General features: G+C 37.6%; 25 protein-coding genes. 12 read left to right on the top strand and 13 right to left on the bottom strand.

Annotated elements, in window-relative coordinates; genetic code table 11:
• Positions 1–78: 78 nt before the first annotated feature.
• From serA to ubiE, 5 genes are all read right to left on the bottom strand, one after another.
• Positions 79–1,971, bottom strand: coding sequence for a phosphoglycerate dehydrogenase (gene serA / locus H1R81_RS16040; protein WP_181841752.1), 1,893 nt, complete (start codon positions 1,969–1,971; stop codon positions 79–81).
• 55 nt (positions 1,972–2,026) lie between these two features.
• The gene (locus H1R81_RS16045) at positions 2,027–2,557 is read right to left on the bottom strand and encodes a DinB family protein (protein ID WP_181841753.1); all 531 of its coding nucleotides are present in this window, start codon (positions 2,555–2,557) and stop codon (positions 2,027–2,029) included.
• A gap of 332 nt (positions 2,558–2,889) precedes the next feature.
• The gene (gene yidD, locus H1R81_RS16050; RefSeq protein WP_181841754.1) at positions 2,890–3,099 is read right to left on the bottom strand and encodes a membrane protein insertion efficiency factor YidD; all 210 of its coding nucleotides are present in this window, start codon (positions 3,097–3,099) and stop codon (positions 2,890–2,892) included.
• Between the two features lie 3 nt (positions 3,100–3,102).
• Positions 3,103–3,783, bottom strand: a complete 681-nt coding sequence (locus H1R81_RS16055; protein WP_181841755.1) for a porin family protein — start codon at positions 3,781–3,783, stop codon at positions 3,103–3,105.
• Between the two features lie 142 nt (positions 3,784–3,925).
• Positions 3,926–4,660 carry a bifunctional demethylmenaquinone methyltransferase/2-methoxy-6-polyprenyl-1,4-benzoquinol methylase UbiE gene (gene ubiE / locus H1R81_RS16060; RefSeq protein WP_181841756.1) on the bottom strand — a complete coding sequence of 245 codons (735 nt, stop codon included), beginning with the start codon at positions 4,658–4,660 and terminating at the stop codon, positions 3,926–3,928.
• A 537-nt stretch (positions 4,661–5,197) separates the two neighbouring features.
• Between ubiE and H1R81_RS16065 the strand changes: the two genes are divergently transcribed.
• The 6 genes from H1R81_RS16065 to H1R81_RS16090 all read left to right on the top strand — a co-directional run bounded on the left by H1R81_RS16065 (position 5,198) and on the right by H1R81_RS16090 (position 12,419).
• The gene (locus H1R81_RS16065) at positions 5,198–5,905 is read left to right on the top strand and encodes a hypothetical protein (RefSeq protein WP_181841757.1); all 708 of its coding nucleotides are present in this window, start codon (positions 5,198–5,200) and stop codon (positions 5,903–5,905) included.
• A 117-nt stretch (positions 5,906–6,022) separates the two neighbouring features.
• The gene (locus tag H1R81_RS16070) at positions 6,023–6,574 is read left to right on the top strand and encodes a hypothetical protein (RefSeq protein ID WP_181841758.1); all 552 of its coding nucleotides are present in this window, start codon (positions 6,023–6,025) and stop codon (positions 6,572–6,574) included.
• Positions 6,575–7,112: 538 nt separating this feature from the next.
• Positions 7,113–9,857, top strand: coding sequence for a response regulator (locus H1R81_RS16075; protein WP_181841759.1), 2,745 nt, complete (start codon positions 7,113–7,115; stop codon positions 9,855–9,857).
• A gap of 109 nt (positions 9,858–9,966) precedes the next feature.
• On the top strand, positions 9,967–10,941 hold the full coding sequence (locus H1R81_RS16080) for a polyprenyl synthetase family protein (RefSeq protein ID WP_181841760.1): 975 nt from the start codon (positions 9,967–9,969) through the stop codon (positions 10,939–10,941).
• Positions 10,942–10,947: 6 nt separating this feature from the next.
• Complete coding sequence (locus tag H1R81_RS16085) at positions 10,948–11,568, top strand: rhomboid family intramembrane serine protease (protein WP_181841761.1); 621 nt, start codon at positions 10,948–10,950, stop codon at positions 11,566–11,568.
• Positions 11,568–12,419 (top strand): LytTR family DNA-binding domain-containing protein, encoded by an 852-nt coding sequence (locus tag H1R81_RS16090; protein ID WP_181841762.1) that lies wholly within the window; start codon positions 11,568–11,570, stop codon positions 12,417–12,419. Before H1R81_RS16085 ends, H1R81_RS16090 begins: the two co-directional genes overlap by 1 nt.
• Here H1R81_RS16090 and H1R81_RS16095 read toward each other — a convergent pair.
• Positions 12,393–12,647: a hypothetical protein gene (locus tag H1R81_RS16095; RefSeq protein WP_181841763.1), complete on the bottom strand. Its 255-nt coding sequence runs from the start codon at positions 12,645–12,647 to the stop codon at positions 12,393–12,395. The two genes, H1R81_RS16090 and H1R81_RS16095, sit on opposite strands and share 27 nt — an antisense overlap.
• A 60-nt stretch (positions 12,648–12,707) precedes the next feature.
• Between H1R81_RS16095 and H1R81_RS16100 the strand changes: the two genes are divergently transcribed.
• Positions 12,708–13,142, top strand: a complete 435-nt coding sequence (locus H1R81_RS16100; RefSeq protein WP_181841764.1) for a DUF2141 domain-containing protein — start codon at positions 12,708–12,710, stop codon at positions 13,140–13,142.
• Positions 13,143–13,190: 48 nt separating this feature from the next.
• Positions 13,191–13,913 carry a hypothetical protein gene (locus H1R81_RS16105; protein ID WP_181841765.1) on the top strand — a complete coding sequence of 241 codons (723 nt, stop codon included), beginning with the start codon at positions 13,191–13,193 and terminating at the stop codon, positions 13,911–13,913.
• Positions 13,914–13,953: 40 nt separating this feature from the next.
• Here the strand turns inward: H1R81_RS16105 and H1R81_RS16110 are convergent, their stop codons facing one another.
• Genes H1R81_RS16110 through H1R81_RS16120 form a run of 3 tightly spaced genes read right to left on the bottom strand, consistent with a single transcriptional unit; the run spans position 13,954 to position 15,814 of the window.
• The gene (locus tag H1R81_RS16110) at positions 13,954–14,751 is read right to left on the bottom strand and encodes an amidohydrolase (RefSeq protein ID WP_181841766.1); all 798 of its coding nucleotides are present in this window, start codon (positions 14,749–14,751) and stop codon (positions 13,954–13,956) included.
• A 19-nt stretch (positions 14,752–14,770) separates the two neighbouring features.
• Entirely contained in the window at positions 14,771–15,346 is a 576-nt protein-coding gene (gene def / locus H1R81_RS16115) for a peptide deformylase (protein WP_181841767.1), read from the bottom strand.
• 6 nt (positions 15,347–15,352) lie between these two features.
• Positions 15,353–15,814 (bottom strand): GNAT family N-acetyltransferase, encoded by a 462-nt coding sequence (locus tag H1R81_RS16120; protein WP_181841768.1) that lies wholly within the window; start codon positions 15,812–15,814, stop codon positions 15,353–15,355.
• Between the two features lie 20 nt (positions 15,815–15,834).
• Here H1R81_RS16120 and lipB point away from each other — a divergent pair, with 20 nt between their 5' ends.
• The 3 genes from lipB to H1R81_RS16135 all read left to right on the top strand — a co-directional run bounded on the left by lipB (position 15,835) and on the right by H1R81_RS16135 (position 18,302).
• The gene (gene lipB / locus H1R81_RS16125) at positions 15,835–16,581 is read left to right on the top strand and encodes a lipoyl(octanoyl) transferase LipB (protein ID WP_181841769.1); all 747 of its coding nucleotides are present in this window, start codon (positions 15,835–15,837) and stop codon (positions 16,579–16,581) included.
• A 136-nt stretch (positions 16,582–16,717) separates the two neighbouring features.
• A complete protein-coding gene (locus H1R81_RS16130) occupies positions 16,718–17,626 on the top strand; it encodes an ROK family protein (RefSeq protein WP_181841770.1) in 909 nt (302 codons plus the stop codon).
• Positions 17,627–17,705: 79 nt separating this feature from the next.
• Positions 17,706–18,302, top strand: coding sequence for a DUF6962 family protein (locus tag H1R81_RS16135; protein WP_181841771.1), 597 nt, complete (start codon positions 17,706–17,708; stop codon positions 18,300–18,302).
• On the opposite strand, the gene gatC is transcribed toward H1R81_RS16135, so the two are convergent.
• The 3 genes from gatC to H1R81_RS16150 form a co-directional block, all read right to left on the bottom strand.
• Positions 18,303–18,593, bottom strand: coding sequence for an Asp-tRNA(Asn)/Glu-tRNA(Gln) amidotransferase subunit GatC (gatC, locus tag H1R81_RS16140; protein ID WP_181841772.1), 291 nt, complete (start codon positions 18,591–18,593; stop codon positions 18,303–18,305).
• A gap of 63 nt (positions 18,594–18,656) precedes the next feature.
• Entirely contained in the window at positions 18,657–19,373 is a 717-nt protein-coding gene (locus tag H1R81_RS16145) for a 1-acyl-sn-glycerol-3-phosphate acyltransferase (RefSeq protein ID WP_229251141.1), read from the bottom strand.
• 88 nt (positions 19,374–19,461) lie between these two features.
• A complete protein-coding gene (locus H1R81_RS16150; protein WP_181841773.1) occupies positions 19,462–20,217 on the bottom strand; it encodes a TerC family protein in 756 nt (251 codons plus the stop codon).
• Positions 20,218–20,441: 224 nt separating this feature from the next.
• On the opposite strand from H1R81_RS16150, the gene H1R81_RS16155 reads away from it, so the two are divergent.
• Positions 20,442–21,908, top strand: coding sequence for a tagaturonate reductase (locus H1R81_RS16155; protein ID WP_181841774.1), 1,467 nt, complete (start codon positions 20,442–20,444; stop codon positions 21,906–21,908).
• A 53-nt stretch (positions 21,909–21,961) separates the two neighbouring features.
• Here the strand turns inward: H1R81_RS16155 and H1R81_RS16160 are convergent, their stop codons facing one another.
• A complete protein-coding gene (locus H1R81_RS16160; RefSeq protein WP_181841775.1) occupies positions 21,962–22,549 on the bottom strand; it encodes a 3'-5' exonuclease in 588 nt (195 codons plus the stop codon).
• Between the last annotated feature and the right edge of the window lie 47 nt (positions 22,550–22,596).

The raw sequence follows: 22,596 nt of genomic DNA on the forward strand, positions 1-22,596 counted from the left end.
AGATTATAAAATTAAAGCCCTGAAAGATTTCTTTCAGGGCTTTTGATTTATGATAATTTTTTAAATCGTGATACACCATCAATACAACATCCTGAACCTAATCGTCTCTTCAATATCCTTAATCTCCTGCACAAACTCGTCGGTATAGCCTTTATCAATGTCCATAATTACATAACCGATTTTCTCGTTGGTTTTCAGGTATTGACCGTTGATATTGATTGAATGTTTAGCAAAGATATTATTGATTTTTGCCAATATACCCGGTACATTTTTATGAATATGCAATAAACGGTGAGAATCTTTCAATAACGGCAATTGCAATTCCGGGAAATTGACACTGCCTGTCGTGCTACCATTATTCATGAATTCCAACAGACGTTCTGGTACATAATGCCCGATGCTTTCCTGGGCCTCTTCGGTACTTCCACCAATATGTGGCGTCAGAATTACGTTTGGCAGACCTCTTAATTCGCTGATAAACTCTTCGTTATTGGTCTTAGGCTCGTACGGAAATACATCAACCCCGGCACCTGCTACTTTGCCCTCTTTGATAGCTTCTACCAAAGCAGGTACATCAACCACATGGCCACGGGCCAGATTCAGGAATATCGATCCTTTTTTCATTAACTCAAACTCACGTTTGCCAAAAATATTGATGTTCTCTTTACGGCCATCAATGTGCATACTCACTACATCTGCTACTCGAAGTACCTCATCCAATGAGCGGCATTTCTTGGCATTGCCGATAGGCATTTTATCTACAATGTCGTAGAAATATACCTCCATACCCAATGCCTCACCGATAACCGATAACTGTGTGCCGATATGTCCGTAGCCTATCAGCCCTAATTTTTTACCACGTACTTCAAAGCTATTGTTAGCTGATTTATCCCACTTGCCGGCATGCATACCAATGCTTTTCTCGAAGATATTCCGGATAAGCATAATCATTTCCCCAACAGCCAGTTCTACTACCGAACGGGTATTGCTATAAGGGGCATTAAAAACGGCGATACCTTTTTCGATACTCGCTTTTAAATCAATCTGGTTAGTCCCAATACAGAAAGCACCAATAATCATCAGTTTATCGGCATTTTCTAAAACCTTTCTGGTAACATTGGTTTTTGAACGAAGCCCTAAAATAGATACACCCTTGATTTTCTCTGCCAGTTCAGCTTCGTCCATCGCACCTTTATGAAACTCTACATCAAAACCTTCATATTTAAACGATTCTACAGCCACAGGATGCACATTCTCTAATAAAAGCACTTTGATACGGCTCTTAGGATATGACTGGCTGCGAGGCAGTTTATTCAAATATAGAAACTCGTCTAAGGATGGCACTACATGGTCGGCTTTGGCAATTACCTTTTCACGTTCTACATTTTCTGTAAAAGCATAAAAACGATTTACTAAACCCGAGGCTCTTAGTTCGTAGTCGGTATAACCATCGCCAATGGCATATACATCACCATCCAGGTTTAATGAGCCCAGAAGTTTTACCTTGCCTTTTTCATGGGCTAATACATTGGTATCGTCTACGCCTGTGATATTACCCTCATCATCAAACTGAAAAGTATTGGCATAGACATTCTCTTGTTTCAGCCCCATTTCTGTTACAACAGGTACAATAAACTCTTTAAAACCACCCGAAACCACTAAAATATTGTCCGCATATTCACGCAGGAATTTTTCATTTCTCTGAAAAGAGTCTGATACCTTGGTATGCAGGAAATCCACCAGTTGATCAATATGCACACGATTGGCTTTCAGTAAATCAATTCTTCTGCTCAGGGCTTCAGAAAATGAAATCTCGCCATTCATGCCCATTTCGGTCAGTTTTCTGATTTCGCCTACAATTTTTTCCTGATTGGCATTGCCTGCCAGGGCGATATTGGCTAACTCGTCCAGCCCTTCAACTTTCGTAAAAGTGCTGTCGAAATCTATAATAAAATAAGGATTATTAGTCATGAATCAAAAACTCGATAATAGGTATTGATGTTAAAAGTCTGATTGATACGAATATTTATTCGGGATTCTCCAAAGCAATCTGAATATGCCCTAAATGATGCACACAATGCCATGCCGCCATGTGTAAGGCTTGCGCCAAAGTCAGGTTCATCTGTCGGCCTAAATGAAAGAAAGTTCTGCTGAAATCTTCGGAGGACATCGTTTTTAGTAAATGTGTCCATCGTTTATGGGTAGCTTCCAGTAACAGGAGTGCATCAGCCAGCGGTACACTGGGTACTTCGGGATTATTGGCCCAGCCATTGATATTCGGGCCATAGCCTTGCGGATTATCTTCACATAGTGCCTGTTTGAAACGGGCAAAATGCAGGATGTGCATATCTGAGATATGAACCACCAAACTGTGGATACTCCATGCTCCTTCACGATACGACTTTGCTAACTCATCTGCGGAGAGGCTCTTTGTCAATTGCTCATACTTAGCCGGATATTGCTCAATAATGCTGATGTTCTGAGCTATTGCTTCGTCAGAATAGCTATTCTCGGGTGTCCATTTACCGATTGGAAACTTACGCTCTTCGAGAGTCATTGCTTTAGGGAGGTTTTGTTGCAAACTCAAATTTACAGACTATTTTAGTAGTAAAAATGAGCTAAGCTCTTGATTTTCAATAATTAAAGGAAATTTCAAGAATATTCTTGATATAATACAAATGAACCTGTTTAAACTTTTTATTTAATGATGAAAATGTGCAGGTTTTCGATTAGACGAAAAGAAAATTGAGGACGTAGTAGAACTACGTACGAAATTTTCTCTGAAGTATAATCGAAAACCTGCCATTTGTAGTCGAAAGAAATAAGTTTAAACAGATTCAAAATCAATAGTTGATGAAGAAGATTTGCAAATATAGTAAATTCTGAGGATTATGGAACGGGGTCATATCCATGACCACCCCATGGATGGCAGCGGCCAATGCGCTTGACAGTGAGTAATAAACCCTTGAAAAAACCATATTTCTGAAATGCCTCAACCGAGTACTGGGAGCAGGTAGGCGTATAGCGACAGGAGGCAGGAAACCAGGGAGAAATCCCGGCCTGATACAAACGCACAAGAAATATGGCAACGTATTTCATAATTTATTCAAATGAAATATATAAAGTAACTGTATGAGTGGTCAGTTTATCTATGCCACCAATCGCAGTGCCTGCCGCAGTTGCAGGATTGATTAAGTTAATAAGGCCATGAGAAAAATGGATTTCAGGCGAAAACTTGAAGTACTCCCTGAAAAACTCAATACCCGTACCATATTCAATACTAAAATCATTGGTTCGGGTCGTAAACTGCTGACGATTTCTCCTGTTTACAGCATTGGTTTCTACAGCATATCGTAGCCCTCCAAAAATATACATACGTACATTCCCTCTCCGTTCCGACTTATATTTTAGCATCACCGGTAGCTCAAACCATGCAGTTTCACGCAATTCTTTTTTCTCTCCTAAGCCCACTACATTGTCAGGGTCTGACGGATCAGTCTCTGCAAAGCGATATTCTAATTTCCTTCCATAAATGGCTACTGTAGGCAGAACACGGAAGTCGAAATAATCGTTCAGGCGTACATTAGCCAATCCACCCATTTTCAGACCAATAGTGCCGGGTGAAGTAATAGCATAAACTTTATCCCTATTGACAAAGTAATTATTAAATCTGATATTGAAATTGGTATAAGGTAAGCCTAAAAAGTAGCCGAATTTCACGGTTTTAGCATCATAATCTCCCTGAAACAGCCGTTTGTTTTGTTGGGCCGATAAAGAGTGCATTGCTACAAAAGATAGAATCAAACAGCCCTTAGAAACAAGGATGGTCTTTTTTAATGATGAAGTTAAATTACGTGAAAAGGAGACCTTAATATTTTTCATTCAAACTTTAAGAAAAGGTTACATCTATTAATCAATAGCAATCTCAGGTCTTTTTCTTACCAAGATAGACCGTACAAATGCCAAAAGTAAGCGGCACACTTTTCGTTTCTGTGAATCCGGCTTTTTCAAAAACCCGAAGAAAATCATCTCCTTCAGGAAAGGCCTTAACCGACTCGGGCAGATAACTGTAAGCTGCTTTGTCTTTTGATATGAGTTTCCCGATTAAAGGTACGATAGTAGAATTATAGAACCAATATAACTGCTTGATAATAGGTGTTTTAGGCTTCGAGAATTCTATGATCAGACAAGTACCGCCGGGTTTTGTTACCCGGTTCATGTCGGTGAGCCCTTTCTCTAAATTCTCAAAGTTCCTTACTCCAAAAGAAACGATGACAGCATCAAAAGTATTGTTGTCAAACAGTAATTTCTCCGAATCCCCACTTCTGAGTTCTATCACATTTTCCATGCCAATCTTCTTCATTTTCTCTCGGCCCATAGCAAGCATACCTTCCGAAATATCTACACCTATTACTTTTTCAGGCTTCAGTTGTTTAACAGCCTCAACGGCAAGGTCACCGGTTCCGGTAGCAATATCTAAAATGAATTTAGGCTTGGCCGAACGCAACATCGAAATGGCTTTTTTTCTCCACCAAACGTCAATACCAACACTTAACAAACGGTTTAACAAATCATATTTAGGAGAAATGTTGTCAAACATCTCTGCAATTTGCTCACGTTTTCCTGCTTCTTTTTCTTTATAAGGTACAACCATCTTCATTAAACAAAAAATCAATACTATGACAATAATGGGCAAAGTTACAACCACATTTTCATATTAGATAAGTTTTAAGCAGATAAATGCTTTAAAGCCAATAAATTAAGATATGAGATTGATCCGAAATAACAGCAAATAACTTCTTACATCGAAATCAAATTTCTAAAATAGAAATGCCGGTAAAATTTTCGAATTATAGGCATTGATTGATTTACTGAATAGCAAACCTTGTGTTCGCTACAGACAAAACGTTTGTCAGATAAACAAATCAAAAGATGCCATCAATAATTAAATAAAATACCATTAAATGAATCTTTTAACATAGATTCTACCAGGAAAAACTAATGAATTAATATAAGGCCAACAGCACATAAGAGCCTGCTCAATTACACGCAACAAAATAAAATTTCGTGTTTTTTTAGATTTTTATCCACCTGAAAATCAGGGAGATAGGGTTTTTTCTGAACAGTTTTTTAAAATTAATTCCAACTATTTTTTTTTCAACTGAATCTATGTAGGAAATAAACCAAAGAAAAATTAATGAAAAAAATCGTTTTAAGTCTCGTTTCGGTAGCTATTTTATTCTCTTGTACAAAAGAGGAAACCACCACCCCACAACTATCGTTAAATGACCAGTTTAATGTTTCAACAACGGGTTGGAGTGCAGATTTTGCGGATTATCCGGTAGGTGAGGAAACATTCTATGAATTATCAACTAAAAAGGATGCAAAATTACCAGCGCCTTTAGATACATTGAAGAAAGGTTTCCGTGTTTCGGGTAATAATCATAGCGATGATTTGTTTATGTTTCTAACCAAAAAGATGACAGGTCTAAAAGCCAGTCAGACTTACAAAGGAACATTTGAGGTTGAGTTTGCATCTAATGCACCGGATGGTTCTGTTGGTGTAGGCGGCTCTCCGGCTGAAAGCGTGTATATGGGCATCGGTCTGACATCAATCGAACCTAAGAAAGTGGCAAATACCACTACGAAGAGCTATGAGATGAATATCAAAAAAATGCAACAGGCAACCAGCGGTCAGGACATGAAAGTGATTGGTAATATAGCTAATGGTACAACCGAAAACAAATACAAAATCATCAAAAGAACTGGTGAGTTTACAGGTAAATCAGATGCTAACGGTAACCTTTGGGTAATAGTAGGAACAGATTCAGGCTTTGAAGCTACAACTACGCTTTATTACACAGGCGTAAAAGTAAACCTGACAGAAGTTACTGCTGCTCAGTAATTTTAAGAACCCACTTCTTATTCCCTTCCTCACATTGCTGAGGAAGGGAAGAGGATGGGATTACGGTTTCCACACAGTTAAAAGCAATATTTATTCAAACCTAATCTGATATAATTTATGAAAAAATTATTCGGCTTCTGCGGCATTATTACCTGCTTAGTATTGAATGCTTGCAAGGACAAGGTCGTTCCGTTAGGCGAATTAACGAATGCCTATCTGCCTTTAGCTGTTGGAAATTACTGGAACTTAGATACCTTTGGTTTAAGGGAAATTACTGAGACAAAAGTTTTTGATGGTAAAGCGTACTATGCCATTATGCAAAGCCATGATACTTCGTATGTCAGAAACGAAGGGGATAAAATTATAGAATACTATCAGGGAAAAACCTCAGTGATATTTGACCTGAACGCTGACGTAAATGATACCTGGCAATATAGAGATTATACAGTAAAACTTACCAGCAAAACCGAAACAATTAAGATAGGTGGACAAGAAATTAAAAATTGTTATCGTTTCTATTTTGATATTCCACCAATGGCTGATGATGAACATGCTATCTGGCTGGCGTCGGGCATAGGCTTTATTCAGCAGGAATGCTATGGCGCCTGTATAGGCGGAAAAAACAAATTAAAAGAAATGAAGCTTGATGGCAAAGTGTATAGACTTTAGCTATAAGTTGATAAAAATGAAGTAGTAAATGAGCCTGATAATCTGATTATCGGGCTTTTAATTTTGACGTTATTAAAACGAAAAAAATCAGGTAACTACCGAATATTTAATTGATGAATAATAATATCATGCCCTTAAAGAATTGGATTGTATCCACTTAATCAGTATTTGAATGATTTTATGATTAATGCTTTAGTATTTCGTTGACAATTATTTCTTTTAGGCACATTTGTTGCTCAAATTATGTTCTAAGCAAGTATTTTTAAGAAACATTTTGGCTTGGATTGTGAGTCTCTATTGAGATTTTTTATAATTTCGGGAGTAACAACCCAGTATAACAAAAAATATTACAACTAAAGGTAAAAGGTTAAGCCAGCCTGATTTACCCTACTATATATTTATGATTTTCATACAATTATTCATCTAAAGGTGGCTGGATTTAAAGATGGACATTAAGAACCTATTGCATAGATATTTAACATACCGTTTACGGAATGCTTTCCTGTGCATCTCTCCTATATTGTTGGTCTTATTCTTAATGCTATATTCATCTGTTTCTTTTGCGCAGTCGTTTAAACAAGGTGAAGCAGATGTAAGAGCCATTCAATTCGAGAATACAAAAAATCACGTTGATTTATCAGGTGAATGGGCTTTTTATTGGCAAAAACTATTAAGCCCTGAGCAGATAGCAACTACTAAACCCGATTATTATATCCCTTTTACCGATGTCTGGAACAAGCACGAGCAATTAGGCAAACCTTTTAAAGCCTTTGGCTATGCTACCTATACTTTAAAAATTTATATTGATCATAAAAAGAATCCGCAGCTTTCCTTTTTCATTCCTGCTCCTTATTCCAGTTACAAACTCTGGATTAATGGCGATCTGTTTGCACATAATGGTGTGGTAGCCACCACTAAAGAAGCCTACCAACCACACTGGTTGCCTATCAAAAAGCTTTATCTTGCGCAATCCGATACTTTGCAGTTAGTGATGCAGGTAGCTAATTTCGATCATTACAGGGGTGGGTTCTCACAACCAATCATTTTAGGGAGCAACAATTATACAGAAGACCTGTGGGATACTGAATTGTCTATTACCCTGATTCTGACAGGAATCCTGCTGATGGTTGCCTTGATATTCTTCGGGTTATATTTCTTAGGACAAAAAGACCCCGTAGTTGTATTTTTTGCACTGTATTGTGTGTTTTATATTTATCGGTTAATAGGTGTTGATAAGATTTATTATCTCCATCAGGTTTTTCCGAACATTCCTTTCAAAATCACTTTTTTCTTTGAGTATTTCACCATCTTCTTTTGTATATACCTCTTCACCCGATTTGTAAGGTCGCTTTATGCAAGCAATAGTAGATTTGTTATGGGAGTAGGGTATATAAGTCTTTTCTATATAGCTTTGCTGATTTTCGCACCAACTTATATTATCTCTTATGTATCGCAGTTATTTTTCTTTATTATATTGTTTTTTGTGGCATATAATTTCTATATGTCTGTTATTGCAGTAATTCGTAAGCGTAAGGGATCCGTCTTTGCGTTATTAAGTATGTTTTCTATCGGACTGGCAGTCACGCTAAATATATTAGGTTACTTTGGCTATTTACGCCCTTCATCGTATTACCTGTTTTTTGGATATTTTGGCTTTATTCTTTTTCAGACACTTATCCTCTCTCATAGATTTGTGTATTCGTTCCGAAAAGCCCGCCGCGAGGCAGAACAGGCAGCTAAAGCCAAATCAGAGTTTTTGGCCAACATGAGCCATGAAATCAGAACACCATTAAATGGAGTAATTGGTTTTACTGATTTATTAATGAAAACCAAACTTGATAGCACTCAGCAACAGTATATGTCTACAGTTTTCCAGTCAGCCAATGCTTTGCTCGACATTATCAATGACATACTGGATTTCTCAAAAATTGAAGCAGGTAAACTCGAAATAGTGGTAGAAAAGACGAATATTCATGAACTGATGAGCCAGGTAGCTGATATGATCACCTTTCAGGCAAGCCAGAAGAGCTTAGAGGTATTGCTGAATATTCCGGTCAATGTTCCACGCTATATATGGGTTGATGTGGTGCGTTTAAGGCAAATTTTAGTAAATCTGCTGAGTAATGCCGTAAAATTTACAGAAGCAGGGGAGATAGAATTGAAGGTTGAGATGTTGGGTGATATTAAAAGTAATTATAATAGCTTCCGGTTTTCAGTAAAAGACACCGGTATTGGAATTGCTCCGCAGAATCAGGAGAAAATATTTCAGGCATTCTTACAAGAAGATTCCTCTACAACCCGTAAGTTCGGCGGAACAGGCTTAGGTCTTACTATTTCTAATAAACTATTAGCTTTGATGCAAAGCAAGCTACGTGTAGAAAGCGAAGTAAATAAGGGAACCCGATTTTATTTTGACCTAAACCTGAGGTCAGAAGCAGGAGAAGTAGATGAATGGAAAAATCTTGATGTTTTTAAACGGGTGCTCGTTGCCGACGATAACAGAACCAACCGTTCGCTTTTGAAAAGTATGCTTGATCTGAGGAATATCAGCTACGAAGAAGTAGAGAACGGGCAGCAGGTAATAGATTTATTAGGTAAAGGTGAAAAATTTGACTTGTTGATTATAGATTACCACATGCCTTATTTAGATGGCTTGGATACAGTTCGCATACTCAGACAAAAACCAAAGTTTAATGCCGACAAACTGCCCATCATATTATTGTATAGCTCTCATGCCCACGAATATATAAATAGTGAATCTGAAAAACTACAAATAAGGCAACGTTTGGTAAAACCCGTAACGATTCAGAAAGTATTTGAGGGGATGTCAAAAATCGCAACCAAAGTAGTTGAAGAAAGTCAGAAGTCAGAAGCCCCCAAATCAGCACAATACGTAGATGAGCGATACCTTACGATTCTGATTGTTGAAGATAATAAAGTGAATATGCTCTTCGCCCGGACAATCTTTAAATCAGTCTTCCCGAATGGGCGTATTTTAGAGGCTGAAAATGGGAAATTAGCGGTTGATATTTTCAAAAAAGAAGCTCCTGATATTGTTTTTATGGATATGCAAATGCCGGAAATGAATGGTCTGGAAGCCACCTTAGCTATTCGTGAAATAGAAAACGGCAAAAGCAGAATACCCATTATTGCCCTTACCGCCGGAACAGTAAAAGGCGAAAAAGAAAAATGTCTGGAAGCAGGCATGGACGATTACATTACTAAGCCTTTCATAAAAGACACAGTAGTAAAGGCTATTCAGAAGTATATAAGGGTTGAGTAGTAAGGTCATTTATATATGTTATTTTATTTGTCTGACACGATCCCTTAAATTACAACTTGGTAGTCTTGCCAAGTTTTTTTTATTTTGTTGCTCAATGAATATAATATAGATGTCTTTAGAGAATTTTCTTAAAGCAATTGACCAGGAAATTGCCCGCACTAAATATGGCGAAACCCCCATTGAATTATATGAGCCGATTGAATACCTGATGTCATTAGGTGGCAAAAGAATGCGCCCTTTGCTAACGGTTATGGCCACAAATATTTTTTCTGATAATTGGGAGAATGCCATTAAACCTGCCCTTGGTGTAGAAGTTTTTCATAATTTTACGCTGATGCACGACGATATTATGGATGCTGCTCCGTTGCGCCGCGGTAAATCTACAGTACATGAAAAATGGAACCCTAATATTGCTATTCTTTCAGGTGATGTCATGTTGGTTTGTGCCTATGAATTAATGACGGCGGTTGATGATGGAATTTTTAAACAGGTAATCAGAAGATTCAACCGTACAGCCGCAGAAGTTTGTGAGGGGCAGCAGTTAGATATGAACTTTGCCTCACGTAATGATGTAACAGAAGAAGAATACATTGATATGATTCGCCTCAAAACTTCAGTTCTTCTGGGCTTTGCCTTAGAGTTGGGTGGCATGATTGCTCATGCAGGAGAAACCAATACTAAATTACTCTATGAAATAGGAACAAATGTGGGCATAGGGTTTCAGTTAAAAGATGATATTTTAGACGTTTATGGCGACCCTAAGAAATTCGGTAAACAGGTAGGCGGAGATATTATCGAAAACAAAAAAACGTTTCTGCTTATAGAGGCACTGGAGCAAGCCAAAGGCAAACCAGAAGAAAAGGAACTGGCATACTGGCTTTCTGCCAAAGAATTTGACAAAAATGAGAAAGTAAAAGCAGTTACAGCGATTTATGATGCTTTAGGTATTAAACAAATGGCTGAAAATAAAATGAATAAATTTTTTACTGATGGATTAAGTGATTTGGAGAAATTGGCAGCAACAACCGATAGAAAAAAACCTTTGCTTGACCTGATAGAAATGTTAATAGAACGAGAAAATTAGAAAAATATGTCTTTAACGGTAATTATTATTGCTATTACAGTAGTTGTGAGCATTGCGGCATTTAATAACGGTCGCCTGATGCATCAATATATTCTGAACCCCTATACGGTGCATAGACGAAATGAATGGTGGCGATTGCTTACCTCAGGTTTTTTACATGGTGATTTCGGGCATTTGTTCTTCAATATGTTTAGCCTTTATCTTTTTGGAGAGGGGGTAGAAGCCTATTTTCGTCAGATATTTGGTAATAAAGCCGATTTTTTCTACATTCTGCTGTATCTTTTAGGGATTATCGTGGCTAATTTACCAGACACTTTTACTAAGAAAAACAATTCAGGATATAATGCCTTAGGGGCTTCAGGCGGTGTAGCCTCAGTAGTGTTTGCTTTTATTATGTTTCAGCCTACGGCAAAAATGGGCTTTATTCCTCTTCCACCTATTATTCCGGCCTGGATATTCGGAATTTTGTATCTGTTATATTCAAGATATATGGCTCAGAAACAATATGATAATATAGGCCACACAGCTCATATGTGGGGTGCTCTTTGGGGTGTTGTCTTTTTAATTCTTACTTACCCGCCTATTGTTCAGCATTTCATTCAAACAATTGCCGATAGTTTCCGCTAATGTTTAAAATATTACAGCAACCTTATCCTTTTCCGCATAAGTCCGTGGGCGTTTGCTTACGCAAAAGTCTGATTGAAGGAACAGGCGTCGCTTTATTTTTTATCATTTTTCAGCCCTTTGGTCTGAATGAATGGCAACATCCGCATAAATTATGGGTGCTTATTGGTTTTGGTGCTATTGTAAGTATATGCACTTCATTCAATCGGTTAATTTTGCCCTTGCTTTTTCCAGAGTTTTTCAATGAACAAAAATGGTTAGTATGGAAAGAAATAGCAGATATATTATGTCTGCTTTTGCTTATTACCTGTGCCAATATGTTCTATTCAAAAGTCTTCTTTCATTACCTGCCGCTTACACCTTTAGGTTTTATTATTATGTTCCTGATTGTGGCATTAATTGGACTGATTCCGATTTCATTTGGAGTAATGTCCAACTATATCCTTCAGCTTAAAAAGTATAATCAGACCATAGTCGTACAGCCGCATGAAACCACAAGGCAAGAGGAGAACGCCACAAGTCCGATTAAACTGATTGCCGAAAATGAAAAAGATATTGTAGAGATAAATCCTGATGATTTGTTTTTCATAGAATCTTCAGATAACTATTCAACTGTTTATTATAAGAAGAATAACGTACTTCAAAAAGAGCTACTCCGAAGTAGCCTGACACGTTTGGAAGCGCAGATACAACTACCTGATATTGTCCGTTGCCATCGGTCTTATATAGTTAATCTTGATAAAGTCGGGAAAGTAACGGGCAATGCCCAAGGCTATAAACTACATTTACAATCAATTGATTTAACCGTTCCGGTTGCCCGGAAATATTCAGAGATTGTCGAGAGGTTTAAATAGTGCTTCTAATAAACTTTTCTCAAATAAACGCAGTATAAATGTCAGGATTAGTAAAAACAGGGCATTGCCTTGTCTCTGCTTTAGGTAAGTATTAGATTTTATCCGATAATTTTGAAAACCTCTGATGATGAAATCCTGATCACCACCCTTGTCATTCTCCCCTGAAACACGCCATTCTTCCCTATCTTTTGTCAAACTCCCCAAAGGCTTGATAGTCAGCCCTTTCATTTGACTATTATTTGCCGGTCACTATACATTTGTGTCATCGAAACAAAAACTATAACACAAATGAAAAATCTGATAAAATCAATCGTACTAATAACTATTTCAGGATTCATCACTACTTTTTCTTTTGCACAAAGCAAGTATAGCGTAACAGTAGTAGTGAAAGGAATGCAACAACGCCATGGCAAAATTTATGCCTCAATTACTAATGATACAAACGCCTTTCCAAGAGGAGGGGGCATCAAATCAGCCATAGCAGAAGTCACACCCGAAGGCGAGATGTCTTTAAAATTTGATAATGTTTTAGAAGGTAAATATGCCATTGTATTATATCAGGATCTGAACGATAATAAGCAACTGGATATGAATGGTGAAATGCCAGCCGAACCCTTTGGTTTCTCGAATGTGACAATGCTGATGGGACCTCCGTCATTTGAGCAATGCGCTTTTGATTTAAACGAAAATAAAACGATAGCTATAGGCTTAATGGCTTTCTGATTTTTCGATTCATGTGCCTGATTAATCAACATTCAAACAGACAAAACTATGGAAAAGCTACTATTTAATTTCTTTTTGGTTATACACATAATCTGTGGTTTTTTATCGCTTTCAAGTGGCTTAGTAGCCATGATTGCCCCGAAAGGTAAAAGAATACATAATTTAAGCGGCAGAATATTTTACTGGTCGATGATGGGAATATTTATTACTACTATTATTTTCTTTATTATCTACCCAGGCCAATTAAAGTATCAGTTCTTCCTCACAATAGGGGTTATCAGTTTTTATCCGACTTTTTCGGGCAAAAGATTATTGAGCATGAAAAAAGCGATTGTTCCGAAACTGACTGACTGGATAGCTGCCTGGGGTGTAGGCATTTGTGGAATCGTGATGATTGGCTATTCAGTTTATGGGTTTATGAATCCTGTCGGATTCAATGGAATGGCTATCTTATTTGCCATTTTTGGTGTAGTTTGTCTGGTAAATGCCTATGGAGATTTGAAAGTATATCTGGGTTTTCAGAAACCTGAGAAAATGCACTGGTTTTTGGGGCATGGTGGTAAAATGATGGGGGCTTATTCTGCGGCTTTAACTGCTTTCTTTGTGAATGTAGTGCCAAGGTATATGCCAAAAAATACTCCCTCATTCGTTTTTATTCTGACCTGGGTTTTACCAGGAGTAGTAGTAGGCATAATTGCTTCAAGAATTTTGAAAAAATATAAAGTGAAGTTTGCTGTCAAAAACGCTAAGCCTGTATTCGTAAGTCAATAAATGTGGTGCGAGTTTTCAGCCCGCACCACTTTATGATTAATTACATTATATCAAAACTGTCAGCATCCATATAAGCAGGGAATTTCTGACGGAATACGTCTAAGGCAGTTCTGGAGATAGAATGTTGATGTATCACTTCATTATTAATTTCACGGAAAAGCACCTGACCAGCAAAATCAATAACTGCTGAATGACCCGCATGAGCTATATTATTACCATCAAGGCCCATTCTATTAACCCCAATCACATAACTTTGGTTTTCGATAGCTCTTGCAACTAAGAGTGAATCCCATGGATACATTCTTACCTGCGGCCAGTTGGCTACATAAATCAGCAGATCATAGGCTAAGTCAACATTTCGGCTCCAGACAGGGAAACGTAAATCATAGCAGATAAGCGGACAGATTTTCCAACCCTTAAGTTTTTTGATAATCCTTTTATCGCCCCCGGTAAACACTTCATTCTCTTTCCCCATTCTGAAAAGGTGTCGTTTGTCATAAGAATCTACTTCACCGTCAGGGCTTACCCATAAAAGGCGGTTATAATAATAATGATCTTCCTTAATAATAATACTGCCTGTTATTACTGCCCCTGCCTGGGCAGCCATTTGTTTCATCCAGCGGGTAGTGTGCAAGTTCATCGGTTCAGCTACCTTTGCCGGAGCCATAGTGAAACCGGTGGTAAACATTTCCGGCAGTATGATTAAATCGGTAGGGGTTGAAATGCCGAAAATCTTTTCTTCCAACATCGCCATATTAGCGGTTGCATCCTCCCAATGAATATTGGTTTGTACGAGTGTAACATTTAAATCGGGACGAGAAGCGTTTTGTTCGGACATCTTATGAATGCTTAGGATATTATTTAGGGAATTTCATGCGGTACTCTACGTCTACATCTCCTTTAGTGATATTGGCTAATTTTTTCTTTAGCATTTGTTTTTTCAAAGGCGTCAGATGATCGGTAAACAAAATGCCATCTATATGATCATATTCATGCTGAATAATACGGGCTGCCATACTTTCGTAGGTTTCAGTATGCTCTACCCAATCTGTATCAAAATAGCGGATAGTTACGTATTCAGGACGATACACATCCGCACGGATACCAGGGATACTCAAACAGCCTTCTTCATACGCCCATTCCTCACCCTCTTCTTCTAAAATTTCGGCGTTAATAAATACTTTTTTAAACCCTACTAATGATTGGTCAATGTCTTCTTCTGTTTCCGCGCTTTCATTGATGGGGGTTCCGTCAACTACAAAAATACGGAGGTCTAAACCAATCTGTGGCCCTGCAAGACCCACACCTGCCGCGGCATACATGGTCTCAAACATATCATCAGCAAGTTTTTTTATATCAAGTTCGCCTTGAACAATATCACGGGCTTCTTTTCTTAACACAGGGTCGCCGTAGGCTACAATAGGATAAATCATTGTATATTATTTATTGTTTAATTTTTTGCGAAGAATAATCCTATGATCTTCAATCGCACCTTTTTGTTCTACTTCTTCTACATTAAAGCCGTTTTTGAGGGCAAATAAGAGCATGCTTTTGAAACGATTACGGGTTTTCATCACAATAGCATTAAAACCCTCCTGTTTTACCCATCTTTCCTGTGCATCGGCCAATTGTTGTGCAATAGATTGTTTCCGGTAATTGGGTAATACACCCCCCATCCAAGTATAGAAGCTACCATCATTATCTCTTTTATACCCAACTTTAAAACCAACAAGGGTGTCTCCGGCAACAGCAACTAAAATCAGAGATTTGGTGTTGAATAATCGGGTTTCGTAGATTTTCTCATCATAAATTCCATCAGAAAATTCCGGAATTAATTGAGAAATAGCTACACATTCAGCAACTGTACCGCACCTGATTGTTACATTTGCACCTGTATTCATACTACAAAGTTACAAAACTGATGAATAATATTCTTAATAAAAAAGTAAGGTTTATTGATTTAGGGCTAATTGACTACCAGAAGGGCTGGGATTTTCAGGAAAAACTCTTCGCTGAGATTATAGATATTAAAGTAAAAAACAGACACCTGGAACCAGAGACTCAATTTTCTACGCATAATTATCTTTTGTTTTGCCAGCATCCGCACGTATATACCCTTGGGAAAAGCGGAAAAATAGAAAATCTTTTACTCGACCAAGAAAGCCTTTCAATCAATCAAGCAAAATTCTATAAAATTAACCGTGGGGGTGATATAACTTATCACGGACCCGGACAACTGGTTGGTTATCCTATTCTCGATCTGGAAAACTTCTTCACAGACATACATCGCTATATGCGGTTTTTAGAGGAGTGTATTATCCGAACGTTGGCCGATTATAACATTGATGCAGGTAGAATTGAGGGACTGACCGGTGTCTGGGTAGATTACAAAGAACAGAAAAATCCGAGAAAGATATGTGCAATGGGGGTAAAATCGAGCCGATGGGTAACTATGCACGGGTTTGCACTGAATGTAAATACTGACCTGAATTATTTTAATAACATTATACCGTGTGGCATTGATGATAAAGCCGTAACTTCAATAGCATTAGAATTAGGTCGGCTGATTGAAGTAGAAGAGGTGGCAGATAAACTGAAAAGACATATAAGCGAATTGTTTGGAATGGAATTTGAACTATCTCCTGTAACCGATTTTATAGACATTTAATGCAGAAATACAATATTTCCTTGCTCAAATTGTCTTGAAGTGAGATTTATTTTTAATTTTGAGGAAAATATAAAAAAACCTGTTTTAAAATAGATTTTATAGATACTTACCGAATAAAATAACAAAACTATAATAAATGGCAACTGAATATTTGGGAATTGATATTGGCGGCACAAATGTCAAAATGGGCATTGTAGAAGCAGAAACAGGTAAACTTTCTAATTTTTATAGCCACGATACAGCAAGTTGGCGAAAATCAGGACATTTTGTAGAACGCTTGGGCGATGCCATAGCAATTCAATTACTCGAAAATAAGGATGTTCAGAAAGTAGGTATTGGTGTTCCGGGTCTCATTACAAGAGACCGTTCAACCCTCATTGAAATTACAGCAATACCAGAAATTAACGGTATTCCTATTATCCCTGATTTAAAAGAGCGTTTCCCGAATCATGATTTCTTTTTAGAAAATGATGCCAATGCAGCAGCATTAGGCGAATACTACTTCGGCGAAGGTGATATCCCGGAAGACTATATCATGATTACTTTAGGAACCGGTATCGGTGGCGCAGCTATTATAGATAAACTGGTGTTTAAAGGCGGTGGAGGTAATGCTATGGAACCTGGCCATATCCCATCCAAACATGGTAAAGTATTAGAACGTAATATAGGTAAAAACGAATTACTTGACTTAGCCAATAGCATGAGAAAGGATTATCCAGGTAAAACTCAATTGCCGGATGATGGCACTATCTCAACTACCGGGTTGGTAGCTGCCGCAGGCGAAGGCGATGAATTGGCGCAAAAAGTATTTGATGAAGTAGGCGAAATGTTAGGTAGTGGTCTGGTTTCAATGATCAGAATCCTTGATATTACAACTATTCTGATTGGAGGAGGCTTGTCAGCATCATTCGATTACATCATGCCTGCCGTCAACAAACAATTAGAATATTGGCTGACACCATATTATATCAAAACATTAAATATCAAGAAAGCAACTTTAGGTAACGATGCCGGGTTATTAGGTGCAGCAAGCTTGTGTTTTTGATATTGCAATATTAAGGGAGGTATTTACTGTGATACTTCCCGTTTCTATTCATTTCCCACTTTATGCTGTGTTGTTAACTATGGAACTCTCTCATGCTATCTCTGACTTCGTATTAGCCTTAGTTGGCTTTTTTGTTTTCTTTCGCTATCTATTCAAACTTGATTTAGTAGCTTGTCTGCTTTGGGAGGCTTTTGTATTATCAGTAACAGTAGCAGCACTGTTCGGTGCATTTCGTTTCCTCGGTTTCTCACCTTACCCCTTAATTATCTCAGAATTTTTTCAGCATCTGGCAGGAACCGTAGGAGGTTTCAGTCTCGTATTTGTTACGCTTTTTTTAGTACTAAAAAAGCCAGTTCCGGTCAATTTTGCTTACATTGCAGTAGCTTTAGGGTTTGTAGCCTTCGCAGTAGTAAGATTAACAGACAATCTACACCTTCTAAATGCTATCCTGACTGTTTGTGTACCCGCAGTTTTAATTCTGGGGATATGGGCATTAATTAAAGGAGAGCGTTCGGTAGGAGCATGGTTGATTTTAGCAGTTATAGCCCTGGTTATGGGCACTTATAACAAAAGCTTTATGGCTAACTCTATTATTGATAATATAGATACTTACCATTATTTATTAGCCATTAGTCTTTTTTGTTTCGGAAAAGCCGCACGTCATCAGATACATTGATTATTGCTCAATTACTTTAGGCACTAAAAAATACTCACCATCTTGCTTTGGTGCATTCTTTAGCCCTTTCTCACGCGAGAGCTGATTCATAGCTACATCTTCTCTGAAAACATTCACTTCTTCGCTCATGTGGGTAAGCGGTTCTACTTCGGTGGTATCTAATTCTTTCAGCTGATCCATCCAGTCTAAAATTTTAGATAAATCCTCTACCATTTTAGCTTCCTCTTGTTCGCATAACTCCAATCGCGCCAGATGCGCTATTTTTCTTACAGTCTGTTGTTCTATTTTCATGCTGATATTTTCTGCTTCTTTATCAGAATTAAATCATAGTTATTTGCTACTACAAATGTACAGCTAATCCTTATATTTATTTAAAGTAGGCTGAATAATATCGTACACCTGCTTTTTGATCGTTTCAATATCACTTTTGGTTTTGCCTTTGGTTTCGATAGGGGTATGAAAAATAACCCTGATAGGATGCCACCTCATAAGCACATTAGGCATTACTTTGTAGTTATCTAATAAAGAGATAGGTACAATAGGTACCTGATTTTCGATAGCCATAGAGAAAGCACCGTCTTTGAAGGGTTGAACCATCTGTGGAAAATCAGTTGTATGAATACCGCCCTCAGGAAAAATCATAATACTCCGGCCCGATTTAAGCGCTTTAATTGACCTCGTCAATGCTTTGGTTCTACTTCCTTTATCACTCCTGTCCACCTGAATGTGCGCTTTAGCAAACATATAACCAAACAACGGGACATTCTTTACTGAACTTTTGCCTAAAAATGCAAAGTAGTTTTTAATAATGGCTCCCATCAGCGCAATATCTAAATAGCTGAAATGATTAGCACAGAATACATATGCTCTTTTAGAGTCAAGTTTTGATTCATAAGTAATTTTGACAGGCATACCCGCCATAAAAAAAAAGATGCGTCCCCAGATACGGTTGCAATAATGAACCATGATTTTCCACTCTTCTTTTTGCAGACTGATAAAGACAATTGGAAAAAGTAAAAAGAAAATGAGTAAGAACCAGAAAAGACACCAGGCAGTATAAAGCCAGGACAATAGTTTTAAAAAACCTCGCATCAGGGTATATTCAGGGGAATGATTACACAAATATATATTTTAATCACTCCCCCTTGTAATTTTCAGCTTATTTTATCTCGTCGTGTAAATCAACAGGTTTAGCGTTTTTACGCATTTTTATATTCAATACCTCAACAAAGAATGAGAAAGCCATAGAGAAGTAAATATAACCTTTAGGTACATGTACTTTAAATGCCTCAGCTATTAACAGAGTACCAATCATAACCAAGAAAGCCAGGGCTAACATCTTCACAGTAGGGTGTCTTTCTACAAACTCGCCTACACCACCTGCAAATAAAAGCATGGCCACTGTTGACAATATTACTGAAACTGCCATCACAATAATATTATCCGTCATACCAATAGCAGTAATGATCGAGTCGATCGAAAAAACAAGGTTAATAACTGCAATATCAATAATAGCTTTTGAGAGTTTGGCTGCTGTTTTGTTCCCCGATACATTCTCCTCATGTCCTTCCAGTTTCTGGTGAATTTCCGAAGTTGATTTATATAATAAGAAAATACCACCTGCTAACAGAATGAGATCTTTACCGCTAAAGCCAATGTTGAATGGCAACCCAATATCTTCAAGGTTAAATAGTTCTTTTTCTAAACCTAAAATGAAACCCAACACAAAAAGTAAGCCCAAACGAATAGCCATAGCCATGATAAGTCCTATGCGACGTGCCTTTCCTTGCTCATTTTTTTGGAGTTTAGAAGATATAATAGAAACGAAAATAATATTATCTACTCCTAATACGATCTCTAAAAGTGTAAGTGTTACTATACTTGTCAACGCAGCGGTTGTTAGAATTTGTTCCATTCTTTATTTTTTACGGTTTATTTGAAAGCGAAATTATCAGTTTTCGGGCTTACACCCAAATCTGAATTTGATAAAAGGTTATAAATTAAGTCAATAACATCTAAAAACCTGATGAAAACAAAACCTATCGCAAAAAAGTATTAGAATTAAATGGAATATTAGTTGATATAAGCTATATGATTCTCTATTTTTGTTCTATTCAATCTATTTTACGTTAACCTTTAATGAAACTTAATCAATCTTTACTCTCTGACCCTTCTTTAACGCAACTCCCGGAAAAAGTCTTACAATTTGGTACAGGTGTTTTACTTCGTGGCTTATGTGATTATTTTATTGACAAAGCCAATAAAGAAGGTATATTTAATGGTAGAATTGTTGTTGTTAAATCAACCGACTCAGGCGGAGCAGATGCTTTTGCCGTACAAGATAATCTTTATACTATCTGTGTAAGAGGAATCGACAAAGGTGTTGCCAAAGAAGAAAACATCATTTCTGCGGCAATCAGCAGGGTTTTATCTGCACAAAGCCAATGGGCAGATATTCTGGCAACTGCCAAAAAACCTGAAATCAGCATAGTCATTTCTAATACTACCGAAGTAGGCTTGCAATATGTAGAAGAAAGCATCAGCCAATCTCCTCCTTTGTCTTTTCCGGCTAAATTAACAGCCTGGTTATACGAAAGATTTCAGGCAGGGCTTTCGGGTGTTGTGATAATTCCGACAGAACTGATAGTTGGCAACGGTGATAAGCTGAAAGAAATTGTTCTGCAACTATGTGCCTTCAACCAACTATCTGATGGTTTCGTACAGTGGGTTACGAAAGACAATAGCTTTTGCAATTCGTTGGTAGATAGAATCGTGCCAGGTAAACCCAAAGGAGAGAGTCTGAAAGAATTAGAGGCAAAATTGGGCTATCAGGATAACTTATTGACTATTGCCGAAGTATATAGATTATGGGCGATTGAGGGAGATGAAAAAGTAAAAGATGTCTTATCCTTCCATGAAGCCGACCAGGGAGTAAAAATTGAGAAAAATATAGAGCAGTATCGCGAATTAAAATTGCGTATGCTAAATGGTACACATACACTCATGTGTGGCATGGCATATTTGTCTGGCTTTGAGACTGTAAAAGAAGCCTTGGCAGATGAACTTACTGAGAAATTTATCACAATCCTGATGACAACCGAGATTGTTCCCGCAATCCCTTACAAGATACAGGCAAAAGTTTGTCAACGTTATGGCAGAGAGGTATTAGACCGCTTCCGTAACCCATACTTAGAGCATCAATGGATAAGCATTACTTTGCAATACACCATGAAGATGCGTATGCGGAATATCCCTTTATTACTGAATTATTACAAGGAATTTAATACTGTACCCCAATATTTTGCCCGGGGTTTTGCTGCTTATTTATTGTTTATGAAAGCAGTAAAAGAAGAAAACGGCAAATATTTTGGCAAAAAAGGAGATGAGTATTACCCGATTCAGTGCGATGCAGCTGCTTATTTTTATCAGGTATGGCAAAATCATTCAGCCGATGAGGTAGTACAACAAGTATTGGCAAACAAAGAACTTTGGGGCAGTGATTTAACCCAGCTCTCAGGTTTTGCAGAGAACGTGAGTACACACTTATCTAATATGATGATGATAGGCGTACGTGAAGTGGCTTCTGCATTGAATGTGTATGCTTAAGAATAGATAATTTATAAGGTAAAAAGAATGGTGAGATAATATCTCGCCATTTTTTATTTCACCACCCGCCGCTTCAGTAATTCAAAAAAACATCTCGCAGTAGATTCAATATCAATGCTTGCATCGTGGGCTTCGGTAATCTGCTCATTGAAAAGCCTGAAATGTAACTCTTCCAAAGTCGGCCATTTAAAGCCAAATTTGCCCGGAATCTTACAGAAATTCACAATGTTTTTGTCTTTCATGGTGCAAAAGCTGCGCTTAGATAGTAAAGCATTTGTATCTATCTTTTTTCTGATAAATTCCGCACCTACAATAGATCTGTCAAACGCAATATTATGCCCGATCAGAATAGCAGACTCACTGATTACCTGATGAAATAAATTAAGTATCTGCGCTAAGTCATACCCTTTAGCCAATGCCTGCTGGGTAGTAATACGATGAATCCTGGTGGCATCGGCCGGAATCACATAACCTTCTGGCTTGATAATATAATTGTGCTGATTCGTTAACGAGCCGTCTTCATAATATTCTAAAAATGCTAACTGCACCATTCGCGGCCAGTTATGAACTGCGCTGATAGGGGCATTATAATTTTGAGGTAAGCCAGTAGTTTCGGTGTCAAAAAACAGAATTTTTCTCATAAATAATAATAAAAAACGCTCTTCCTTTGCAAAGAAAGAGCGTTTGA

Source organism: Emticicia sp. BO119 (assembly GCF_013912375.1).
Classification (GTDB): domain Bacteria; phylum Bacteroidota; class Bacteroidia; order Cytophagales; family Spirosomataceae; genus Emticicia.

Coding starts and splice junctions, on each gene's coding strand:
- def (WP_181841767.1), bottom strand. CDS start 15,346: ATGATTTATCCTATTGTAGCCTACGGCGACCCTGTGTTAAGAAAAGAA.
- H1R81_RS16090 (WP_181841762.1), top strand. CDS start 11,568: ATGTTTAAAATATTACAGCAACCTTATCCTTTTCCGCATAAGTCCGTG.
- lipB (WP_181841769.1), top strand. CDS start 15,835: ATGAATAATATTCTTAATAAAAAAGTAAGGTTTATTGATTTAGGGCTA.
- H1R81_RS16135 (WP_181841771.1), top strand. CDS start 17,706: ATGGAACTCTCTCATGCTATCTCTGACTTCGTATTAGCCTTAGTTGGC.
- H1R81_RS16110 (WP_181841766.1), bottom strand. CDS start 14,751: ATGTCCGAACAAAACGCTTCTCGTCCCGATTTAAATGTTACACTCGTA.
- serA (WP_181841752.1), bottom strand. CDS start 1,971: ATGACTAATAATCCTTATTTTATTATAGATTTCGACAGCACTTTTACG.
- H1R81_RS16075 (WP_181841759.1), top strand. CDS start 7,113: ATGCTATATTCATCTGTTTCTTTTGCGCAGTCGTTTAAACAAGGTGAA.
- H1R81_RS16045 (WP_181841753.1), bottom strand. CDS start 2,557: ATGACTCTCGAAGAGCGTAAGTTTCCAATCGGTAAATGGACACCCGAG.
- H1R81_RS16130 (WP_181841770.1), top strand. CDS start 16,718: ATGGCAACTGAATATTTGGGAATTGATATTGGCGGCACAAATGTCAAA.
- ubiE (WP_181841756.1), bottom strand. CDS start 4,660: ATGAAGATGGTTGTACCTTATAAAGAAAAAGAAGCAGGAAAACGTGAG.
- H1R81_RS16095 (WP_181841763.1), bottom strand. CDS start 12,647: ATGAAAGGGCTGACTATCAAGCCTTTGGGGAGTTTGACAAAAGATAGG.
- H1R81_RS16070 (WP_181841758.1), top strand. CDS start 6,023: ATGAAAAAATTATTCGGCTTCTGCGGCATTATTACCTGCTTAGTATTG.
- H1R81_RS16085 (WP_181841761.1), top strand. CDS start 10,948: ATGTCTTTAACGGTAATTATTATTGCTATTACAGTAGTTGTGAGCATT.
- gatC (WP_181841772.1), bottom strand. CDS start 18,593: ATGAAAATAGAACAACAGACTGTAAGAAAAATAGCGCATCTGGCGCGA.
- H1R81_RS16120 (WP_181841768.1), bottom strand. CDS start 15,814: ATGAATACAGGTGCAAATGTAACAATCAGGTGCGGTACAGTTGCTGAA.
- H1R81_RS16155 (WP_181841774.1), top strand. CDS start 20,442: ATGAAACTTAATCAATCTTTACTCTCTGACCCTTCTTTAACGCAACTC.
- H1R81_RS16160 (WP_181841775.1), bottom strand. CDS start 22,549: ATGAGAAAAATTCTGTTTTTTGACACCGAAACTACTGGCTTACCTCAA.
- H1R81_RS16100 (WP_181841764.1), top strand. CDS start 12,708: ATGAAAAATCTGATAAAATCAATCGTACTAATAACTATTTCAGGATTC.
- yidD (WP_181841754.1), bottom strand. CDS start 3,099: ATGAAATACGTTGCCATATTTCTTGTGCGTTTGTATCAGGCCGGGATT.
- H1R81_RS16080 (WP_181841760.1), top strand. CDS start 9,967: ATGTCTTTAGAGAATTTTCTTAAAGCAATTGACCAGGAAATTGCCCGC.
- H1R81_RS16065 (WP_181841757.1), top strand. CDS start 5,198: ATGAAAAAAATCGTTTTAAGTCTCGTTTCGGTAGCTATTTTATTCTCT.
- H1R81_RS16055 (WP_181841755.1), bottom strand. CDS start 3,783: ATGCACTCTTTATCGGCCCAACAAAACAAACGGCTGTTTCAGGGAGAT.
- H1R81_RS16150 (WP_181841773.1), bottom strand. CDS start 20,217: ATGGAACAAATTCTAACAACCGCTGCGTTGACAAGTATAGTAACACTT.
- H1R81_RS16105 (WP_181841765.1), top strand. CDS start 13,191: ATGGAAAAGCTACTATTTAATTTCTTTTTGGTTATACACATAATCTGT.